Origin of the sequence: Pigmentiphaga litoralis (assembly GCF_013408655.1) — a bacterium.
GTDB classification, from domain to species: Bacteria; Pseudomonadota; Gammaproteobacteria; order Burkholderiales; family Burkholderiaceae_B; genus Pigmentiphaga; species Pigmentiphaga litoralis_A.
In genome coordinates this window covers 689127-709182 of sequence record NZ_JACCBP010000002.1, presented here as the reverse complement: position 1 = coordinate 709182, position 20056 = coordinate 689127, and the positions used below count along the sequence as shown (strand labels likewise).

18 protein-coding genes are annotated in these 20056 nt (G+C 65.5%); 6 read left to right on the top strand and 12 right to left on the bottom strand.

Features of this window, described 5'->3' with window-relative positions; all coding sequences use genetic code 11:
- The first annotated feature begins 25 nt into the window (after nucleotides 1–25).
- Nucleotides 26–979: a LysR substrate-binding domain-containing protein gene (locus tag HD883_RS23270; RefSeq protein WP_179589333.1), complete on the top strand. Its 954-nt coding sequence runs from the start codon at nucleotides 26–28 to the stop codon at nucleotides 977–979.
- 98 nt (nucleotides 980–1077) lie between these two features.
- On the opposite strand, the gene HD883_RS23265 is transcribed toward HD883_RS23270, so the two are convergent.
- The 6 genes from HD883_RS23265 to mdlC all read right to left on the bottom strand — a co-directional run bounded on the left by HD883_RS23265 (nucleotide 1078) and on the right by mdlC (nucleotide 7028).
- Nucleotides 1078–1881, bottom strand: coding sequence for a citryl-CoA lyase (locus tag HD883_RS23265; protein WP_179589332.1), 804 nt, complete (start codon nucleotides 1879–1881; stop codon nucleotides 1078–1080).
- A 12-nt stretch (nucleotides 1882–1893) separates the two neighbouring features.
- Nucleotides 1894–2232 carry a MaoC family dehydratase gene (locus tag HD883_RS23260; protein ID WP_257022608.1) on the bottom strand — a complete coding sequence of 113 codons (339 nt, stop codon included), beginning with the start codon at nucleotides 2230–2232 and terminating at the stop codon, nucleotides 1894–1896.
- A 26-nt stretch (nucleotides 2233–2258) separates the two neighbouring features.
- Complete coding sequence (locus HD883_RS23255) at nucleotides 2259–2708, bottom strand: hypothetical protein (protein ID WP_179589331.1); 450 nt, start codon at nucleotides 2706–2708, stop codon at nucleotides 2259–2261.
- A gap of 111 nt (nucleotides 2709–2819) precedes the next feature.
- Nucleotides 2820–3788 (bottom strand): Bug family tripartite tricarboxylate transporter substrate binding protein, encoded by a 969-nt coding sequence (locus HD883_RS23250; RefSeq protein ID WP_179589831.1) that lies wholly within the window; start codon nucleotides 3786–3788, stop codon nucleotides 2820–2822.
- A gap of 143 nt (nucleotides 3789–3931) precedes the next feature.
- Entirely contained in the window at nucleotides 3932–5383 is a 1452-nt protein-coding gene (locus HD883_RS23245; RefSeq protein ID WP_179589330.1) for an aldehyde dehydrogenase, read from the bottom strand.
- A gap of 43 nt (nucleotides 5384–5426) precedes the next feature.
- On the bottom strand, nucleotides 5427–7028 hold the full coding sequence (mdlC, locus tag HD883_RS23240) for a benzoylformate decarboxylase (RefSeq protein ID WP_373563471.1): 1602 nt from the start codon (nucleotides 7026–7028) through the stop codon (nucleotides 5427–5429).
- A gap of 150 nt (nucleotides 7029–7178) precedes the next feature.
- On the opposite strand from mdlC, the gene HD883_RS23235 reads away from it, so the two are divergent.
- Complete coding sequence (locus HD883_RS23235; protein ID WP_179589328.1) at nucleotides 7179–8084, top strand: LysR family transcriptional regulator; 906 nt, start codon at nucleotides 7179–7181, stop codon at nucleotides 8082–8084.
- Here HD883_RS23235 and HD883_RS23230 read toward each other — a convergent pair whose 3' ends face one another.
- Nucleotides 8085–9077, bottom strand: a complete 993-nt coding sequence (locus HD883_RS23230) for a LysR family transcriptional regulator (RefSeq protein ID WP_179589327.1) — start codon at nucleotides 9075–9077, stop codon at nucleotides 8085–8087.
- Nucleotides 9078–9289: 212 nt separating this feature from the next.
- On the opposite strand from HD883_RS23230, the gene HD883_RS23225 reads away from it, so the two are divergent.
- A complete protein-coding gene (locus HD883_RS23225; protein WP_179589326.1) occupies nucleotides 9290–10831 on the top strand; it encodes a CoA-acylating methylmalonate-semialdehyde dehydrogenase in 1542 nt (513 codons plus the stop codon).
- A gap of 151 nt (nucleotides 10832–10982) precedes the next feature.
- On the opposite strand, the gene HD883_RS23220 is transcribed toward HD883_RS23225, so the two are convergent.
- The gene (locus HD883_RS23220) at nucleotides 10983–11945 is read right to left on the bottom strand and encodes a Gfo/Idh/MocA family oxidoreductase (protein WP_179589325.1); all 963 of its coding nucleotides are present in this window, start codon (nucleotides 11943–11945) and stop codon (nucleotides 10983–10985) included.
- Between the two features lie 232 nt (nucleotides 11946–12177).
- On the opposite strand from HD883_RS23220, the gene HD883_RS23215 reads away from it, so the two are divergent.
- On the top strand, nucleotides 12178–13491 hold the full coding sequence (locus HD883_RS23215) for an NTP/NDP exchange transporter (protein WP_373563470.1): 1314 nt from the start codon (nucleotides 12178–12180) through the stop codon (nucleotides 13489–13491).
- A 57-nt stretch (nucleotides 13492–13548) separates the two neighbouring features.
- Here HD883_RS23215 and HD883_RS23210 read toward each other — a convergent pair whose 3' ends face one another.
- The 3 genes from HD883_RS23210 to HD883_RS23200 form a co-directional block, all read right to left on the bottom strand.
- Nucleotides 13549–14583, bottom strand: coding sequence for a Bug family tripartite tricarboxylate transporter substrate binding protein (locus HD883_RS23210; RefSeq protein ID WP_179589324.1), 1035 nt, complete (start codon nucleotides 14581–14583; stop codon nucleotides 13549–13551).
- A 120-nt stretch (nucleotides 14584–14703) separates the two neighbouring features.
- Nucleotides 14704–15816, bottom strand: coding sequence for an endonuclease/exonuclease/phosphatase family protein (locus tag HD883_RS23205; RefSeq protein WP_179589323.1), 1113 nt, complete (start codon nucleotides 15814–15816; stop codon nucleotides 14704–14706).
- A gap of 221 nt (nucleotides 15817–16037) precedes the next feature.
- Nucleotides 16038–16352, bottom strand: coding sequence for an HNH endonuclease (locus HD883_RS23200; protein WP_179589322.1), 315 nt, complete (start codon nucleotides 16350–16352; stop codon nucleotides 16038–16040).
- A gap of 90 nt (nucleotides 16353–16442) precedes the next feature.
- On the opposite strand from HD883_RS23200, the gene HD883_RS23195 reads away from it, so the two are divergent.
- Nucleotides 16443–16736, top strand: a complete 294-nt coding sequence (locus HD883_RS23195) for a DUF3253 domain-containing protein (protein ID WP_179589321.1) — start codon at nucleotides 16443–16445, stop codon at nucleotides 16734–16736.
- A gap of 167 nt (nucleotides 16737–16903) precedes the next feature.
- Nucleotides 16904–18388, top strand: a complete 1485-nt coding sequence (locus tag HD883_RS23190) for a SulP family inorganic anion transporter (protein ID WP_179589320.1) — start codon at nucleotides 16904–16906, stop codon at nucleotides 18386–18388.
- Between the two features lie 76 nt (nucleotides 18389–18464).
- On the opposite strand, the gene HD883_RS23185 is transcribed toward HD883_RS23190, so the two are convergent.
- A complete protein-coding gene (locus HD883_RS23185) occupies nucleotides 18465–20051 on the bottom strand; it encodes a zinc-binding metallopeptidase family protein (RefSeq protein ID WP_179589319.1) in 1587 nt (528 codons plus the stop codon).
- Nucleotides 20052–20056 lie beyond the last annotated feature (5 nt).

Below are 20056 nucleotides of genomic sequence, written 5' to 3'. Positions count from 1 at the left end.
GGCTATCCTCTGCATCGGCACGATCATGCGACGGGGACATCCGATGGAACGGCGGGCATTGCCTTTAAACGCGCTGCGCACCTTCGAAGTGGTAGCGCGCAACCTGAGTTTTACGCGCGCGGCCGCGGAACTGGGCGTGACGCACGGTGCGGTCAGCCGGCAGATCATCGCGCTGGAAACCTCGATGCGCATGCCGTTGTTCCATCGTGAAGGTTCGCGCATCCGGCTGACCAACGAAGGCTCCCGCCTGTTCACCGGGGTGGCGCCCGCGCTGGATCGCATCGCGGCAACCATGGACAGCCTGCAGGACAGCACGGCCGCGCGCGTGCTGTCGGTCAACGCCCCGCCTACCTTCACCATGCGCTGGCTGATCCCTCGGCTGACCGGGTTCCAGCGGGCCAATCAGAATGCCGAAGTGCGGCTGGCCACCGGCACCGGGTCGCCCCAGACCTTGAAGATGAACGACTACGACGTGGTGATCCGGCGCCTGGCGGACGATGACGATGCCGAGACGCTTCGGCCCACGCCGTTTCTGTCGGGCGCGCTGGTAGCGGTTGCGTCGCCAGACCTGATCGGTACGCGCCCGGTGCAAAGTCTCGACGACATCGCTCCCTTCCGCCTGATCGAGGCGGCGACCAATGTCGTGGGCTGGCCGGACTGGTTTGCACGCGCAGGCGGCAGCATGCCGACGCCCACCCGGTTCCTGCGGCTGGAAGAAATGTTCTATGCGGTGCAGGCGGCGCTGGATGGATTGGGCGTGGCGCTTGTGCCGTCGGCCCTGGTGGTCGATGATCTGGCGGCCGGACGGCTGCAGCGGATCCTGGATGTCCCCGGCGTGTTCGAGCGCGACTACTGCCACGTCGTGTCGCCCGTCACGCGCAACCCGGAACTGGCCCGCGCGTTCTGCGCGTGGCTGGATCATGAGGGGCAGGAAGCGCGCCGCCTGTCGAGTTCCGTGATGGGCGATGGCATGGCGTGACTGCCGCACCTTGCCACCGGACGACGCCATCGGACGACGCCGGAGCACGATGCAGCAGGATGACGACGCAGCAGAAGGCTCGCTGAAGGCCTGCCGGGTCAGCCCTGTTCCGGCGGTTCGTACCGCACCGCTGCCTTGCTCGCGCGCCAGATGGCCCGCGCCGACGGCCTAGCCGCTTCTTCCAGCAAATGCCCTGCCAGTCCGCCTGCACGCGACACCACCGAAAAGCTGCGCATGGCCGCGATCGGCACGCCGATCTCGAGCAGCAACGCAGCAATCGCGCCAGTGGCATTGATGGTCAGATGCCGTCCCGACGCGGCATCGACCGCCGCGCCGAAGCGTTGCAAGGTTTCGACGTGTGCGCCCGACACGCCCGCCTGTCGGCCCACCTCGAATAAGCGGATTGCCCGCGGGTCGTCAGGTTTGTGGGTCGCATGACCAAAGCCAGGGATGGGACTGCGGCTGTCGCGGAAGGCTTCCGCACGCAGCCGCAAGGCATCCGTATTGCCCGCCGCTTCTTCGGCCTGCAAGTCGACCAACAGCGCCGCACACTGCTCGGTGGTGCCAGCAAACACGCTGCCGATGGCCAGCAGGCCCGACGCAATCGCTACCTGCGGCTCGCCTGGCACGCTATCGGCCATCAGCCGCGCAATGACGGCACTGGGCGTCAGGCCGTGTTCCATGAGCGTTACCAGGCAGGCATCCAGCACCCGCACCCGGGCCGCATCGGGCCGGCGGTGGCAGGTCAGGAAATACAGCATTTCGGTGTAGCTGTACTCGCCGATCAGCTCGTTGATCAGATCCTTCCCGCCTACCGTAATGGACGTTGCGTCGGAGGTGGAAATGCGAGTTGCGGGTCGCGTATCAGTTGCGCGATCCGCGGCGGGTCCGGTGTCTGCCATGGTGTCCCTTCCTCAGTCTTTCAATGTGGCTGACCCCACCAGCGTCGTGCCGAATTGCGAACGGCATTCGGCCTTGCCATCGTCGGCAAGCAGGACCTCGAGTTCATCGCCCGGGCATACGGGGGCCACGAATTTGACGGTCAGTTCACCGCGGTAATGCCAGTCGGCGCCGTACTTTTTCGCCGCCAGGTCGGCCACGTAGCCGGTGTACATCAGCCCGTGGCCAAGCGTGCCGCGAAAACCGCGTTCTCTGGCATAGGCATCGTCGTAGTGGAGGATGTCGTTATCGCCGTTGAGCTTACCGTAGTTGTCGAACTTTTCCTGCGTCTGCGTAATCGTCTTCTTCAGCATGCTGATCTCCTGGAACGTGGGCGAGCTCACTCGGCAAAGGCCGAGGTATGGCTGACGCTGCACAACCGCGTGCCGTCGGCGCGATGAAAATCGACCTGATAGCAGATGTACTTGCGTCCCTTCTTTTCATACTTGTCCGTCAGCCGTCCGCTGCCAACGACGTGGGTGGGCTCATCCGCCCAGATCGGGTGATAGAAGTTGAAGGTATTGCCGATCATGATGCCGCCCTGTTGCGGCGGATATTTGCGGTACATCACGGCCATCATGTAGACGGCCAGCACATTGGGGGGTGCGGCCTGCCGGCCATCGACCCGATAGTTCGACGGGTCGCCATCGACCACCGACAGGTATTCATTGACGATGTCGGGTGTGATGGTAAAGGCGAGCTCGGGAAACTCGGCGCCCACCTGCCAGTCCTTGTACAGGGCGGCGGGCAGGTCTCCTTCGCGGGGTTTGACTTCGCTGGGTCGTGTCATGGTGTCTCCTGAAGAGACGCCATGGTGCGATACGCACAACGGCCGGACAATCGATTAGATCTGCCCGGCCGTCAGGAAAACTCACAGTCCTCAGTCCGTAGTCCTCAGTCTTCAGTCACCCACGATCTTCTTCGCCTGGATGATCGCGCCAAAGCGCTTGGCGTCTTCCATTGCCTTGTCGTGGAATTGCGCCGGGCTCATCGGGGCGGGGTCGCCGCCCAAGGCCAGCATGCGTTCCTTGAAGGCCGGGGTTGCGATGATGCGATTGATCTCGGTATTCAGGCGCGTCACGATGTCCTGCGGCGTGCCCGCGGGGGCGTAGAAGCCGAACACCGTGTCGGCGTCGAAGCCCTTCAAACCGGCCTCGTTCAGGGTCGGCACGTTGGGGAACAGCGGCGAGCGCGTCATGCTGCCCACTGCCAACATCGTCAGGCGGCCGGCCTGTACGTGCTGCATGGCGATGCCCGGATCGAACACGAAGTCGATCTGTCCGGCCAGCAGGTCCACCAGGGCGGGCGCGGCGCCGCGATACGGCACATGGACCGCGGTCACCTTGGCTTCGCTCTGGAACATCTCACCCGCCAGATGCGGCGAGCTGCCGTTGCCGGGCGACCCGTAGGTCAGTTTGCCAGGGTTGGCTTTCAGGTAATCAATGAAGCCCTTGATGTCGCCCGGCAGTTTGCCCGGCTTGGTGACCAGGAACACCTTGACGCGCGCGGCGGCAGCGACGGGCACCAGGTCTTTGGACGGGTCGAACGACATCTTCGGGTAGATGAAGGGGTTGACCGACACCATGCCGCCCGAGCTCATCAGCAGGGTGTAGCCATCGGGCGTGGAGCGCGCGACCGATTCGCCGCCGATGTTGCCGCCCGCACCGCCCTTGTTTTCGACCACGACCGATTGGCCGAGCACTTCCTGCAACGGACCGGTGATGGCGCGCGCGATCTGGTCGGCGGCGCCGCCCGGCGGGAAGTTGACGACGACCTTGACGGGCTTGTTGGGCCAGGCCTGGGCATGGGCCACGGCGGGCAAGGCCAGCGCGGCGACGGCCGATACGAGGGTGACGCATCCAAGCGCCATCGCACCGATGCGCCCGCTGAGCGATCGGCAAGTGTTGGGGGTAAGCATGGTTGTCTCCTGCTGAAGGTCTTGTAAGCCGCGGCACTGGATGGCCGCGTGCGGAAGTTCCGGCCGGCGCACGGAAGGCGCCGGCCTGTGCTGCGTCAGAACGGGTAGTGACGCGGCGTGGTTTGCAGGGTGATCCAGCGCAGTTCGGTGAACTCGTGGATGCCGGCCTTGCCGCCGAAGCGGCCGATACCGCTGGCCTTGACGCCGCCAAACGGCATCTGCGCTTCGTCGTGCACGGTCGGGCCGTTGATGTGGCAGATGCCCGATTCGATGCGCTGCGCCACCAGCATGGCGCGCGACACGTCGCGGCCGAACACGGCTGACGACAGGCCGTATTCCGTGTCGTTGGCCGAGGCCACCGCTTCGTCGACACCGCTGACGCGTACCACTGCCTTGACCGGACCGAAGGATTCTTCGGAATAGATCTTCATGTCGGCCGTGACGTGATCCAGAATCGTTGCGGGCATCAACGTGTTTTCGGCCTTGCCGCCGCACACCAGTTTGGCGCCTTTGGCGAGTGCGTCATCGATCAAGGCGTTGCAGCGTTCGACCGTGCTCATGTCCACCACCGACCCCAATACGCCGGGGCCCTTGCGCGGGTCCTGCAGCGGCAGCGCGCTGGCCTTGGCCGCGAACTTGGCCACGAATTCATCGGCAATGGCGCGGTCGACCACGATCCGTTCGGTCGACATGCAGATCTGGCCCGAGTTGGCGAAGGCGCCAAAGGCCGCGGCGTTCACGGCTGCGTCGATATCGGCATCGTCCAGCAGCACCAGCGGGGCCTTGCCGCCCAGCTCCAGTACCACCGGCTTCAGGTACTTGGCGCAGGTCATCGCAATGATCTTGCCGACCCGCGTCGAGCCCGTGAAGTTGACGCGGCGCACGGCCGGGTGCGCCACCACGGCTTCGACCACGGCGCCCGCATCGGCCGGGGCATTGGTAATGAAGTTGACGACGCCTTTGGGGAAGCCGGCTTCATCCAGCGCGTCGACGATCAGGCCATGGGTGGCCGGGCAGACTTCGGATCCCTTGAACACGACGGTGTTGCCGCAAGCCAGCGGCACGGCCAGGGCGCGCACGCCCAGGATCACCGGTGCGTTCCATGGCGCCATGCCCAGCACGACCCCTGCGCCCTGGCGCACGGCCATGGCCACGCTGCCGGGCACGTCCGACGGAATGATTTCGCCACTGATCTGCGTGGTGAGCGCGGCGGCTTCCAGGAACATGCCGGCGGCCAGGTGCACGTTGAAGCCGGACCACATGGCCGATGCGCCGGTCTCCGCGGCCATCGCCGCAATAAAGGCATCGGTCTTGGCTTCAAGCGCGGCGGCGGCTTTCATGAGCAGCGCGCGGCGCTCGCTCGGGCCGACGTGGCGCCAGGTTTCGAAAGCCCGAGCGGCGGCATCGGCGGCGCGCACGGCGTCTTCCACCGTGGCGGCGGGCGCCTGGGTCGCGACTTCGCCATCAAGCGGATTGCGCCGTTCGAAGGTGGCGCCGTTGCTGGCGGCCACACGGGCGCCGTCGATCAACATGGTGATTGCGGTCATCAAGAGTTCTCCTTGTCTTTGTTATGGGTGCATGCGCGAGCGATCAGCCGACCTGGATATCGACCAGGATCGGTTCAGGGCTGGCCAGTGCCTCGCGCAGCACATCGTGCAGCGTGGCCGGATCTTCGACACGCACACCGCGCATGGCATGCCCGCGGGCGAGCGCAATGAAGTCCAGATCAGGCAAGGCCGTTCCTACCAGCGGGTCTTCGGGTTTGAAACCGAAGGTGGATGCAAACTCCTGCAGCGCCGCATACCGCCGGTTGTTGATGATGATAAAGGTGATGGGCAGACGCAGACGCGCCGCGGTCCACAAGGCCTGGATCGAATACATGGCCGACCCGTCACCGATCAGCGCAATGATCTTTTGATCGGGCTTGGCCAGCGCCACGCCCACGGCTGCGGGCATGCTGTGGCCCAGCCCGCCGCTGCACATGGTGTAGAAGGTTTCGCTGTGCAGCATCGGCAGGTAGCGGTGCATGACCGGCCGCGCGCTGGGCGACTCTTCCACGATGATCGAATGCGCATCGCGCACTTCGGCCAGGGTCTGCAAGGCAAAGGCGGCCGACATGACCGGCGTGGGTTCGGCGCGCGGCGCCGGCACGCGCAGTGGCGGCAGATCGCGTTGCGCGGGTTGGCTCAGGTCCAGCAGATCCCGCACGCCGGCCTTGATGTTGCCGACTGCCGATGTGCCGACCGGGGCCCAGGCGGCAATGGAGGGATCGTCGATCAGTTGCACGAGTTCCGCGCCTTCGGGCAGGTGCGGGCCGAAGCCTTCGACGTGATACGTGAAGGCCGGCGCGCCCAGCGCAAAGACCACGTCGTGACCGTTCAGCAGGCTGACGATCTTTTCGCGCATGGCGGGCAGGAAGCCGCTGAACAGACGATGGTCTTCCGGGAACCCGCAGCGGCCCGACATGGGTGCCACGAACACTGCGGCGTTGTGGCGTTCGGCCAGTTGCAGCACCTCGTCCCACGCACCACTGCGGTCCACGGCGGCGCCGATCACGAAGGCCGGACGCTGGGCGGCATCCAGTTTGTGGGCAATGGTCGCCAGCACGGCGGCGTCGGGGCGGACCACGGAACTGACCACACGCGGCGCCACCGGCTCGCAGGTGCGCGCCCAGTCATCGGCCGGGACCGACACCAGCACCGGGCCTTGCGGTTCCTGCATGGCAATGTAGTAGGCCCGCGCAATGGCCAGCGGCACGTCTTCGGCACGCGCCGGCTCGCAGCTCCACTTCACGTAGGGCTTGGGCAGTTCGGTCGCCTGGTTCGAAAACAGGAAGGGGTCGAAGGGCAGGATGGAGCGGGCCTGCTGGCCGGCCGTGATCACCATGGGCGTGCGGTTCTTGTGCGCCGTAAAGATGTTGCCCATCGCATTGCCGACACCGGCTGCCGAATGCAGGTTCACGAACGCGGCGTTGCGCTTGGCCTGCGCGTAGCCGTCGGCCATGCCGACCACGACGGCTTCCTGCAAGCCGAGGACGTATTCGAAATCGTCCGGAAAATCAAGGAACAGCGGCAGCTCGGTCGACCCCGGGTTGCCGAAGATGGTGGTCATGCCGAAGGCGCGCAGCAGATCCAGGACGGCTTCCCGAACGGTGGTCTGTGGGGCTGAAGGAGTTGATTCTGTCGCGCTGATAGTGGCGCGTGCGGACACGGGGGAAGGCGCGGTCAAGCGTGTCTCCTGAGGGTGAGTGGGCGTCGTCTGGCGACGATCTGTGCCCGCAGTATGGCGATCGCTCCCTTGCTTGAATATTGCCTTTTCGACCAAAAGTCATTACCGTTTTGCATGACTTTGGATATCCGACAGCTGGGCGCCTTTCTATGCGTGGCCCACCACGGCACCCTGGGCCGCGCTGCCCAGACGCTGAACATCACCCAACCTGCCTTGAGCCGCACGATCAAGCGGCTGGAAGATCAGGTGGGCGCCCCCCTGTTCGAGCGCCACACTACCGGCATGGTGCTGACGCCGTTTGGCCATGCCCTGCTGCCTCATGCCAAGGTGCTGCAACACGAAGCCGATCAGGCCACCGAAGAAATCGATGCCTTGCGCGGCCTGGCCAAGGGGACCATACGGGTCGGCGCGGTGGCCAGCGCGATCAGCCTGATCCTGCCGCTGGCCATTGCCCGGGTGCTGGCGCGCTGGCCGAATCTGCAGGTCCACATCGTGGAAGGGGTTGGCGACCTGCTGACCGATGCCTTGCTCAAACACGAGATCGACCTGGCCATTGGCGTGTCGTTGACCGAGAACGAGGCCATCTGCGCGATCCCCGATGCCGAATGGCATGACACCAGCGACGTCATCGCGGCCGTCGGCCACCCGCTGCGCGCGCGCGGGCCCTTGCAGGTGACCGACCTGATCGGCCACAAGTGGGTCTTGCCGCCGCAAGGCACGGCGCCCTTTGCCGAAGTGGTGGGCCTGTTCCGCGAGCAAGGCTTGCCCGGTCCGGATGTCGTAGTCGAGACGCGTTCGATCATTGCGATCAAGAGCCTGGTGACACACGCGGGCTTTTTGAGCTGGATGCCGCGGCCCATGTATGACGCGGAGCGCCTGGCCGGATTGGTGCAGGCGCTGAGCGTGAAAGGCGCGCCCAGGGATCGCCGCTTGATGGTGTTCCGGCGGCGTCAGGGGGTGCTGTCGGGACCGGCGGTCAAGCTGCTGGATGCGCTGCGGGACGTGGCGGCCGAGGGGTGATCAGTCGTTCATGAAGGCCGCCGGGTAGCCGCCCGCCATCGTCGTGCGCAGGTGCTCGACAAAACATTGCACCGCGCGCGGCACCTGGTGGCTGCGGGGGCGCAAGGCGTAGATACGTTCGCCAAAAAAACCGTGCGCGCGCCAGGCAGGCAGGACGGCAACCAGGCGGCGTGACGCGACTGCGTTGCCGGTGCTGCCCGCATTGCCGGTGCCGCCCGCATTGCCTGGGGCGACGCTGAAGTCCGGCAGCAGTCCGATGCCCAGGCCATCCAATACGGCTTCGCGCAGCACTTCGCTGTTGTTGGCTTTCAAGGGGCCCGACACCGTCACGCTGAGGGGCTGCCCCGCCTTGCGCGCGGCCGGCCGCGAGAAGGTCCAGGTGTCGGCGTGCCCGCCCAGGTACAGCAGGCAGTCATGCGCAGCAAGTTCGGTCGGGTGGGCGGGCGTGCCGCGCCGTTTGAGATAGGCGGGACTGGCAACCAGCAGGGATCGGGTGTCGGACAGCACCCAGGCCACGTAGGTGTCGGGGGGCGTACTGGTGTGGCGGATCGCCAGGTCGAAGCCTTCTTGCGCGAAGTTGACGAAGCGGTCGGTCAGTTCGAGTTCGACCGTGATATCGGGAAAGGCGCGCAGGAACTCGGCCAGGCGCGGGGCAATATGTTGCCGGCCCAGCGCAACGGGGGCGGTGACGCGAACCACGCCGCGGGGCGAGCCGGCCTGGTCCTGCACGGCGGTAAAGCTGTCGTCGATCCGGCCAAAGGCGGGACGCGTGTCGTTGACCAGCTGCTGTCCGGCTTCGGTCAGGCTGACGGACCGGGTCGTGCGGCGCACCAGCGGCACGCCTGCATGGCGTTCCAGGTCGCCGATGCGCATGCTGACGGAGGCCTTCGAGATGGCCAGGCGCTGCGCGGTCTGCGTGAAGCTGCGCGTTTCGGCCAGCACGGTCAGCAGGTGCAGGTCGGCCACGAGGGTGGCAAGCGTGGCGGTCGACATCGGGGCATTCCTTGAGGGCCAGTGGCGCCGGTGCGACGCCGGCATAGTGGCCGAGGCGCGGCAACGCGCACTTCGTCCGCCAAGATCAACTGTTCATTTTTCTGAACAATCAAATCAAGAATACCCGGATTATCAAAGCCCCGCGACCGCCCTACACTTGCCTGGCTCGGGGGCCCAGCGCAGGCGCCCGCCATCAACGACAAGGAAGCGACATGAACATCTCTGCCAAGAACGATCCGGTCAACACGGTTGCCCAGGTGGCCCATTGGGTGTCGGGGCAGCCCTCGCCCGGCACCAGTGGCCGCAGCGGCCCGGTGTTCAATCCGGCAACCGGCGCGCTGAGCGCCGAAGTGGCGATGGCAAATTCGGCCGATGTGGACCACGCGGTGGCGTCTGCCCGCGCCGCGTTCCCGGCCTGGGCCGACACGCCGCCCATCCGCCGCGCGCGGGTCATGTTCAAGTTCGTGGAATTGCTGAACGCGCACAAAGATGAGCTTGCTCACCTGATCACCGCCGAACACGGCAAGGTCTTTACCGACGCCCAGGGCGAAGTGGCTCGCGGGATCGACATTGCCGAATTCGCCTGCGGGATTCCGCAGCTGCTGAAGGGCGACTACACCGACCAGGTATCCACCGGCATCGACAACTGGACAATGCGCCAGCCCCTGGGCGTCGTCGCGGGCATCACCCCCTTCAACTTTCCGGTGATGGTACCGATGTGGATGTTCCCGGTCGCGATCGCCGCCGGCAATACCTTTGTGCTCAAGCCCAGCCCGACCGACCCCAGTGCGTCCCTGATGATGGCTGACCTGCTCAAGCGCGCGGGCCTGCCCGATGGCGTCTTCAACGTCGTGCAGGGCGACAAGGAATCTGTTGACGCGCTGCTGGCGCACCCGGACGTCGCTGCGATCAGCTTTGTGGGATCGACGCCAATTGCCAATTACATCTACGAAACCGGCGCGCGCAATGGCAAGCGGGTGCAGGCCCTGGGCGGCGCCAAGAACCACATGGTGGTCATGCCCGACGCGGATCTGGACCAGGCCGTGGACGCGCTGGTCGGCGCAGGCTACGGGTCGGCTGGCGAGCGCTGCATGGCGATCAGCGTGGCCGTGCTGGTGGGCGACGTGGGCGCGCGACTGCTGCCCAAGCTGATCGAGCGCACACGGTCATTGAAGATCCTGAACGGCACGAACCTGGACGCCGAAATGGGCCCCATCGTGACGGCCGCCGCCAAGGCGCGCATCACCGGCTACATCGAACTGGGCGAACAGGAAGGCGCGACGCTATTGGTTGACGGTCGCAACTTTGATGGCAGCACGGCGGGCGACGGCTGCACCGACGGCTTCTGGCTGGGCGGCACGCTGTTCGACGACGTCACGCCCGACATGCGCATCTACAAGGAAGAGATCTTTGGCCCGGTGCTGTCGTGCGTGCACGTGAAGGACCTGGCCGAAGCGGTGGCCTTGATCAATGCCCATGAGTTCGGCAATGGCGTGAGCTGCTTCACGCGCGATGGCAACGTGGCGCGCGAGTTCGGCCGCCGGATCGAAGTGGGCATGGTCGGCATCAACGTGCCGATTCCGGTGCCGATGGCATGGCATGGCTTTGGCGGCTGGAAGCGGTCGCTGTTCGGCGACATGCATGCCTATGGCGAAGAAGGCGTGCGCTTCTACACCCGCCAGAAGAGCATCATGCAGCGCTGGCCGGAGAGCATCGGCAAGGGCGCGGAGTTCGTGATGCCGACGGCGAAGTAAGAAACGGCGACGTAACGAAGCCAGGTCGGTGCAGCGGCTACGTGCCGAGCCGCCCGGCCCGGCATGCGCGTGGTGAACGTCCAGCGCAGCAGGTGCGCGTGGCGGCACACCCGATAATCGGGCCGCCCACGGGTGACTTCACGCGGCCGTCTCAGCGAGCCTGGTTTTGGCCAATGCACCTTTCGATCGCATCGAGCAGCCGCATCGACGGGATCACCGAATGAATGTCGCTTTCGGGCGTGCTTTGATTGCGCACGGCTTCGATGAACGCGCGGTCCTGCCGGTCGAACGCAGGCTCGGCATCCAGCGCAATCAGCTGGTCATCCGACCCACGCAGTTCGTCCCGCCACGCGCGGTAGGTGTCTTCTTCGCCAATGTAGCGATAGAAGCCGCCAAACGGCCCCTTGTTGTTGAAGGACATGGCCATCGTGAACAGCACGCCCGTGCGCGGCGAACGCATCACGATGCTCATGTCCATGGGCACGCCCAGTTCCGGATGATCCGGCCCCTGCTGCGCCTGCACGACAAAGTCCGGCTCATCCAGCAGCCAGACCGCCAGGTCCACCGAATGGCACGCGTGATGCCACAGCAAGCTGTCCACCCAGGTGCGCGGCTGCCCGAACATATTCAGGTTCGTGCGGCGCAAGAAGTAGGTCTCCACCACCATGTGATGAAGTTTGAAGCTGCCGTCGCGGATGCGATCGCGGATCAGCCGGTGCGGCGCGCCAAAGCGGCGGCTGTGGCAGACCATGAGCGGCACGCCTGACGCTTCCTGCGCCGCGGCCAGCCGCAGCGTGTCAGGCAGGTTCAGCGCGGCGGGGATTTCCAGCAGCACGGGTTTGCCTTCGCCGATCACGCTTAGCGCGTGGTCGGTGTGCAGGCCCGACGGCGTTGCCAGCACCACGGCGTCAACGTCCGGTCGGGCCACGCATTCCGCCAGGTGGGTGGAATGAAAGGGGATGCCGTACTTGGCGGCAAAGGCAGCGCCCTGCACCGGGTCGCCGACTGCGGCTGCCGTCAGCCGGACGCCCGGCATGGCGGACAGCACTTTGGCATGCGTTTCGCCCATCGCGCCTTCGCCCGCAATGCAGATTCCCACGGTGGATGTCGTCATTGGTCACGTCCTTGTCAGGGGGGTGGCAGCGCCGCTGCCTGATCGCGCCATGATAGGGGATTCGGACAGGCAAGATTCGTGAGCATGCTCATCCATTCGCGCTGGCGGCAACAGAGGTGCAGGCCCGGCGATCGAGGCTTGTCGTCGAGACCCATGCACGCTACCGTCGATCCAGTGTCACTGCTCCCGGATTCCCGTGCCCGACCCGTCGCCCCCCGTTCTTCCCTCCGGTCTGCCGTCCTCCTTCTCGCATGCGGAGTCGCCCCCTGCCCTGCGCGCGCGCCTGGCCGGCCTGCTGCCCAACGAACGCCCCGCCGTCGTCGCCGGCTTCCTGTTGTTCTTCTGCCTGTTCGCCGGCTACTTCATGTTGCGGCCGGTGCGCGAAACCATGGGCATCACGGGCGGCGTGCAGCATCTGCAATGGTTGTTCACCGCAACTTTCGTGGTCATGCTGGTGGCGGTGCCGATCTATGGCGCGTTCGCCGCCAGGGTGCGCCGGGCACGCCTGGTGCCGTGGCTGTACGCGGCATTCATGGTGCAGCTGGCCGCGTTCGCCGCGGCCTTTTACGTCGCTGCTGACAGCGTCGTGCTCGCCCGTGTGTTCTACGTCTGGGTGTCGGTCTACAACCTGTTCGTGGTGTCGGTCGCGTGGAGCTTCCTGGCCGACGTCTGCCAGCCCGGCCAGGCGCGCCGCCTGTTCGGCCCGATTGCCGCGGGGGCCAGCGTGGGCGGTCTGGTCGGCCCGGTGCTGGGCGGACTGCTGGTGCGGGCGATCGGCTTTTCGGGTCTGTTGCTGCTGTCAGCCATGTTGCTGGGCGCCAGCCTGGCCTGCGTCGCCTGGCTGTTGGGCTGGCGCACGCGGCACGGCGCCGCGGCCCAGGGCGAGCCCGACAATCCCGCGCGCCCCCTGGGCGGATCGTCGTGGGCGGGATTCGTTAGCGTGCTGCGTTCCCCCTACCTGCTTGGCATCAGCGCCTTCGTGATTCTGCTCGCCACGGCAAGCACCTTCCTGTATTTCGAACAGGCACGTCTGGTGGCGGAACAGTTTCCGGATCGCGTGCGGCAGGCCGAGATTTTCAGCACCATCGATGCCGTTGTGCAGGCGCTGACCATCCTGATTCAGCTGGGCGTGACCGGCCGGCTGGCCCAGCGCTTTGGCTTGCGGATGTTGCTCGCGGCCATCCCGCTGGCGATCGCGCTGGGCTTTGTCGCCCTGGCCGTCATGCCGATCTTCAGTGTGCTGGTGATCGTCATGATCGTGCGGCGCGTGGGCGAATACGCGCTGATCCGACCGGGCCGGGAGATGCTGTTTACCGTGGTGGATGCCGAGACCAAGTACAAGGCCAAGAACGTGATCGACACGGCCGTGTACCGCGCGGGCGATGCCGTCAGCGGATGGGCGAAGGCCGGGATCGACGCGCTGGGTGCAGGCGCCGGGCCCGCGGCGCTGGTCGGCGCTGCACTGGCGCTGGTGTGGGCGGGGTTCGGGATCGGCCTTGGCAAGGCCTATGGGAAGCGGCTGCCGGACGATACGCCAGACGCTTGACCTCAGCTGACGCCGCGCGATCGCGCGAAAGGCCATCGCCGGGCCGGCGTCAGCGAATCAATCCACCTTCAGGTTCGTGTCCTTCACCAGCTTGCTCCACTTGCCCGCTTCTTCTTTCAGGAACGCGCCAAACTGCGCGGGCGAGATGGGGGTGGGCTCCGCAGCCATTTCGACAAACCGCGCCTGGATGGCCGGCTGCCCCAACGCGTCGTTCAACGCTTTGTTGAGAGTCGCAACGACCGGCGCCGGCGTCTTGGCGGGCGCGCACAGGCCCCACCACTGAATCGCGCTGAAGCCCGGAAAGCCTTGTTCCGCAACCGTCGGCACCTCGGGCGCGGCGGGGTCCCGCGCTTCGGACGCAACTGCCAGTGCACGCAGCTTGCCGCTTTTGATATGCGGCAAGGCGGTCGTCAGGCTGGGGAACATGGCATCGACCCGGCCGGCCAGCAGGTCCTGCATGGCGGGCGCGGCGCCTTTGTAGGGGATGTGGGTCAGATCCACCTTGGCCTGGTTTTCCAGGTATTCCATGATCAAGTGAGTGGCGGACCCGGCGCCCGCCGATGAGAAGTTCAGCACGCCGGGCTTGGCGCGCGCCAGGGAAATGAAGTCCTGCAGGGTCTTGGCGGTGGAATCGCTGCTAACCACCAGCACGTTGGACGTTTTGCCCATCATGCCGACCGGCGCAAAGTCGGCGATCGGGTCGTAGCTCAGTTTGAGGACGGCCGGGTTGGTGCTGTGGGTGGCGACATAACACTGGACCAGGGTGTAGCCGTCCGGCTCGGCACGCGCGACTTCGATTGACGCGATGGATCCAGATCCGCCCGCCTTGTTTTCGACGACGATCGTTTTGCCCAGGGATTGCGACATCTTGTCGGCCACCATGCGCGCAACGGCGTCCGCCCCGCCGCCTGGCGCAACCGGCACGATCATCTTGATCGGCCGGTTGGGGTACGGGCCGGTCTGGGCGTGCGCGGTGGTCGGAAGCGTCGCGGAGACGCACAGCGCGGTGAGCAAGGCGGCGGCCAGGGCGGCCTGGTCTGGTCGCGTGTCGCAATTCCGCCCCGAGCGAGCTTCCCGCAAATACATGGTCATGACAGCCGTCCCCGTCTCATTGTTATGTCCGGGGATTGTCCACACCCTGCGTGGCGGCCGGTAGTAGGCACTTACCCGCGGGCTTCCGCCTCTGGGACCCTGCCCCACTCCTGCCGACATTTACAGGTCCAGATCGACCCACACCGCCGCGTGATCCGACCCGGCGTCTTCCGGACGGGTCAGTTCGGGGAAAGTCTCCCACTTTCGTGGCCGGACGCCGGGCCACATCCCGGTCCGGAGCACCCCGCCCGCCTGCACCGTGGCGTACAGCGCCGGCGACAGCAGCAGGTAGTCGATCTTGTTCGAGGCGTTACAGGCGCCGTAGGTGCCGGGATAGCCACCGTCGTCGAACGCCGGATGGGTGAAGGCGTCCTTCAGTGTGGTGCCAGTGATCAGCGGCGCAAGCGGCGCGCTGTCGGGCGTGTCGTTCAGGTCGCCAATGACCGCGATGTGCTTGACCCCCTCTTTCAGCAGACGGCGATAGATCTCGCCGACCTGCGTCGCCTGCGCCTTGCGCCGTGCATCGGACGACGCCTTGCCGCCGTAGCCCTTGCTTTTCAGATGGTTGACCAGGACAACCAATCGGGCGCCATCCGGGGTCGTGATCTCGAATTCCGGACAGTCGCGCGAGAACACCGTCTCGCCATTGGGCAGACGATCGTCGACATGGCTGCGCATCGTGCCGATGCGAAAGCCTTCGCGCGTCAGCAGGCCGACGTCGATGCCACGGTCGTCATTGCCGTCAATCACCATGACTTGCCGGAAGGCATCGCCCCCGATGGCTGGCAGGATCTGCCCGTTGAAGGCCGACAGCACGGGCCGGTTTTCGGCTTCGACCACGCCCAGCACGTCGGCGCCCAGGTCGTTGATGACCCGCGCGGTGTTGCGCATGGCCTGTTCGTCGATGGGTTCATCGCGCAGTTCCAGCGAGCCGACCCAGTCCGCGCGGCCTTCGGCCACGATTTCGACCCCACCGCCTTTCGGGCGCTTGAGAAGGCCGCCGCGATTGCGCCGCAGGAGCACGAACGGGCCGGTGTCGGACGCGGCCATCCCCAGGTCGACGATCAGCTTGGCCATTTTTGTCTTGTCGGACGGCCGGTAGCGGATCTGGCCCAGGAGGCGGTTCAGCGCGGCGAACTGTTCGAGCACCTCACGGCCCTGCGCCCACGTGCCGAGGTTCATGGCTTTGGCGCGATCGAACAGGTTTTCGACGTTGTAGACGGCAAGGCGCATGGTGTTCTCCTGGAGCAAGGACGGCAGAGGTCGGGGCAGGAAGTCGAGACAGGCAAATGAGAACGCGAGGCCGGCGACATCGAAACAGGAATGACAATGACGCAGGCAGATGTCCGGCCCGTGACAGTCGCAACCCGCTTGGTGCCTCCGAACATCCCCAGATCAGGACAAAGGCGACTGGGGCCGTCCGGTGCGTGGAGTCCACGTCACCTTTTCGCCGCCTACCGCTTGCTGCGCCGCGTCCGCTCGTAAAAACCGGGTGGCTTGGTGCGGATCCACTTCACGAATCGTCGGATCGAATCGTTCGTCATCAGCGCGTCGATGGTGGCGTAATCGTGCGCCAATTCGCTTTCGGTGAACAGGGCATGGATCTGGCGATGGCAGATCCGGTGCAAAACGGCCGTTTCCTTGCCGCCTTCCGACTTGGGAATCAGATGGTGTTTGTCACGCTGGTCGCCAGGCACGACCCGGCCGCAAAGCGCGCAGCGCTCTTCGACGGGCGGTTGATACCAGGGTTCGGTGACGCGTTTGGCCATGCGACGGTGGGTGGGCAGTGGATCCGAAAAGTGTATCCCTGTGCAGTGCGCCTTGCCGGGCCGCGGCACCGCTCGGTTACTCTCGGCAGCATGCGCAACAACAACGCCGACTTCACCGATACGCAACTGGCCGACCGCATCGTCGCGCTGCTGGCCGAGCGTCGCCCGGACGTGTCGATCTGCCCGTCGGACGTTGCCCGGTCGCTGTCCGACGACGAGGCCATATGGCGGGGGCTGATGCCGCGGATCCGCGACGTGGCCGCGCGCCTTGCCGATGCCGACGTAATTCGCGTCACGCAGGGGCAGACCACCATCGACCTGAACCAGCCGGTTCGAGGGCCGATACGATTGCGACGAGCGGCGAAGTTCGATTCAAAGAAGTGATGTCTGCAGCCTGCGCCGTGGGGCAACCTGCCGGTGTCGCGCAGCTTCACGTCTACCGCAGCGTGTGAAGTAAACTCGCCGGCCGTAAGCATTCCTCTTCTTTCTTCAACTGCCCGGTCAGTAGGCCCGGCCGCGCCGCTGCCCCGTGCACCGGCCAGGTGATTCCCATGTTCTCTTCCCATTCCTTCCGCCGGGACTGGCTGTCCAACGTCCGCGGCGATCTGCTGTCCGGCATCGTGGTCGCGCTGGCGCTCATTCCTGAGGCCATTGCCTTTTCGATCATCGCGGGCGTGGACCCGAAAGTGGGGCTGTATGCCTCGTTCTGCATTGCCGTGGTGATCGCCTTCACCGGCGGGCGGCCGGCCATGATTTCGGCGGCGACCGGGTCGATGGCGCTGGTGATGGTGACGCTGGTCAAGGATCACGGCCTGCAGTATCTGCTGGCGGCAACCTTGTTGACCGGGGCACTGCAGATCGTGGCAGGCCTGATGCGGCTGGGCGTGCTGATGCGGTTTGTGTCCCGTTCCGTGGTCACTGGCTTCGTCAATGCGCTGGCAATCCTGATCTTTGCGGCGCAATTGCCTGAACTGATCGGCGTGTCGTGGGTGGTCTACGCGATGACGGCGGCCGGCCTGGGCATCATCTATCTCCTGCCTTATGTGACCCGGGCGGTGCCGTCGCCGCTGGTCTGCATCGTGGTGCTGACGGCGGTGTCGCTGTTCCTGGGCCTGGATATCCGTACGGTGGGCGACATGGGCCAGTTGCCCGACAGCCTGCCGATTTTCCTGCTGCCTGATGTGCCGTTCACGCTGGATACCTTGTGGATCATCCTGCCCTATGCCTGCACGCTGGCGATCGTGGGCCTGCTCGAGTCGTTGATGACCGCAACGATCGTGGATGACATGACCGACACCCCCAGCAACAAGAGTCGGGAATGCGCGGGCCAGGGCATTGCCAACATTGCGTCGGGGCTGCTGGGCGGGATGGCGGGTTGCGCGATGATCGGGCAGTCCGTGATCAATGTGCGGTCGGGCGGCCGCACGCGCCTGTCCACGCTGGTGGCGGGCGGATTGCTGCTGGTGATGGTGGTGTTTCTTGGTCCGTGGGTGGCGCGCATCCCGATGGCGGCGCTGGTCGCCGTGATGATCATGGTGTCGATCGGCACCTTCAGTTGGGCGTCCATCCGTAACCTGCGCACGCATCCGGCCAGTTCCAGCATCGTCATGATCGCCACCGTGATCGTCACGATCGCAACCAATGACTTGGCCAAGGGCGTGGGCACGGGCGTGGTGCTGAGCGCGCTGTTCTTTGCCAGGAAGGTCAGCCGTCTGTTCCGGGTGGAAAGCCAGCTGTCGAACGACGCAAGCCAACGCGATTACCGCGTGCGCGGCCAGGTGTTCTTTGCGTCGGCCGACGCGTTTGCCGATGCCTTCGACGTAAAGGAAGCGCTGTCGCGGGTGACGATCGATGTGAGCCAGGCCCACTTCTGGGACATTACGTCGGTGGGCGCGCTGGACAAGGTCGTCATGAAGTTCCGCCAGGCCGGCACACAGGTGGACGTGACGGGGCTGAATGAAGCGAGCAGCACGCTGGTGGACAAGTTTGGCGTGCATGACAAGCCGGACGCCGGCGAACGCGTGATCGGGCACTGAGCTTTTTCAGCGACCATAAAAAAACCCCGGCGACGACACAAGGTCGAAGCCGGGGCGGGTCCACGCTGAACGCGATTTACAGCGGTGCGGGCACCGGCTGCTGAGCCGCTTGCGGCGGCGTCGTCGGGTTAGCCGGCGTGCCGTCGGCATTGACGCCGTTCACGACGGGCGCCGGATTGTTGACGGGTGCAACGGTATTGTCGAGCGGCGCAACGGGATTGTTGACGAGAGCAACGTTGTTGTTGACCGGAGCAACGGGATTGTTGACCGGAGCAACGTTGTTGTTGACCGGTGCAACCGCATTGTCCAGCGGCGCAGCGGCAGGCGCCGCCCCCACCGCGGGCGCACCCTCAGGCGTCGACGACGGGCCCAGGTTCTGACCCTGGTTGTTGCCCATGCCGTCGCCTTGCGACTGGCCCGCATCGCCCTGCTCTTGCGTCTGCATGTTCTGCGCAGCAGCGGCGCCCGCCATCAGCATCGGTTCGTCGATCGTCACGGCCACGGTCTCGTCGCGGCTGACCTGCTCGCTGCCAGCCTTGACCACGCGGTGAATGAACTGGAGCTTGCCCACCACGGGTGCCGGCAGCGCAAACGGATAGAAATCCCGCTGGCCCATGGCGCGCGACAGTTCGTTCAGCACGCCGGTCAGGGCGACCCACGCGTTCACGATCCGCAGAAAGTCCTGCGCCGACGGATCATCGGGGTCGGTCAGCACGGCTTCGGTGAACGGCTCGTAGTCGCGCTGCACTGCCTTGGGCGAGATGCCGTAGCTCAGCGCCGTGTCCACCGTGTCCATCATGTGCAGGTAATGGGCCCAGGTTTCGGCCCAGTCTTCCCACGGATGCGACGACGCGTAGGTGCTGATGAAGTGGTTGGCCCAATCCGGCGGCGCGCCATTTTCGTAATGCACCTTCAGGGCTTCGCCGTAATCGATGCGCTCGTCGCCAAAGGCCTTCCGGTAGTGTTCCAGGAAGGGGCCGTCGGCGATCAGCACGTCCCAGTAGTAATGGCCGATTTCATGGCGGAAGTGGCCCAACAGGGTGCGGTAGGGCTCGTGCATCTGCTCGCGCATCTTGGCGCGTTCGGCGTCGTCCGCTTCCTTGATGTTGAGCGTGACGAGGCCGCTGGCATGGCCCGTCAGGGGCGCCACGCCGTCAACCGACGTACCCACGAAGTCGAATGCCAGCCCGCCGTCGCCTTCTTCGACCATGGGCTTGACCGGCAAGCCCAGCGTCAACAGTTGCGCGATCAGCAGGCGCTTGGCCGCTTCGATCTTGCGCCAGAGTTCACCGTTTTCCGGGACCGACAGGTCGGGAATCGTACGGTTGAGCTGGCAGGCGAGACACAAGGTCTCGGCCGAATCCGCGGGCAGCAGCCAATTGCATGCAGCCGGGGTGTTCAGGTTGCCGCAGCGTTTGAAGATCCGGCCCTTGGGCTCGGATGCCAGCACCCAGGTGTCGGGTTCCGTGCCTTCGGCCAGCGAACGCACTTCTCCCAGGTCGGGCTCGTAACCCAGCTGCGCCTGGCAGGCAAGGCAGGCCGTGTTGTGGAAGAACACGGGCTGGCCGCAGTCGCAATGGAAGATCTTGCCACGGGAATTGTCGCGTTTCCTCTTGCCGGAGTCGGCCACGCGGGCGCTGATGGAATCGAAGAAACTGCTCATGATGG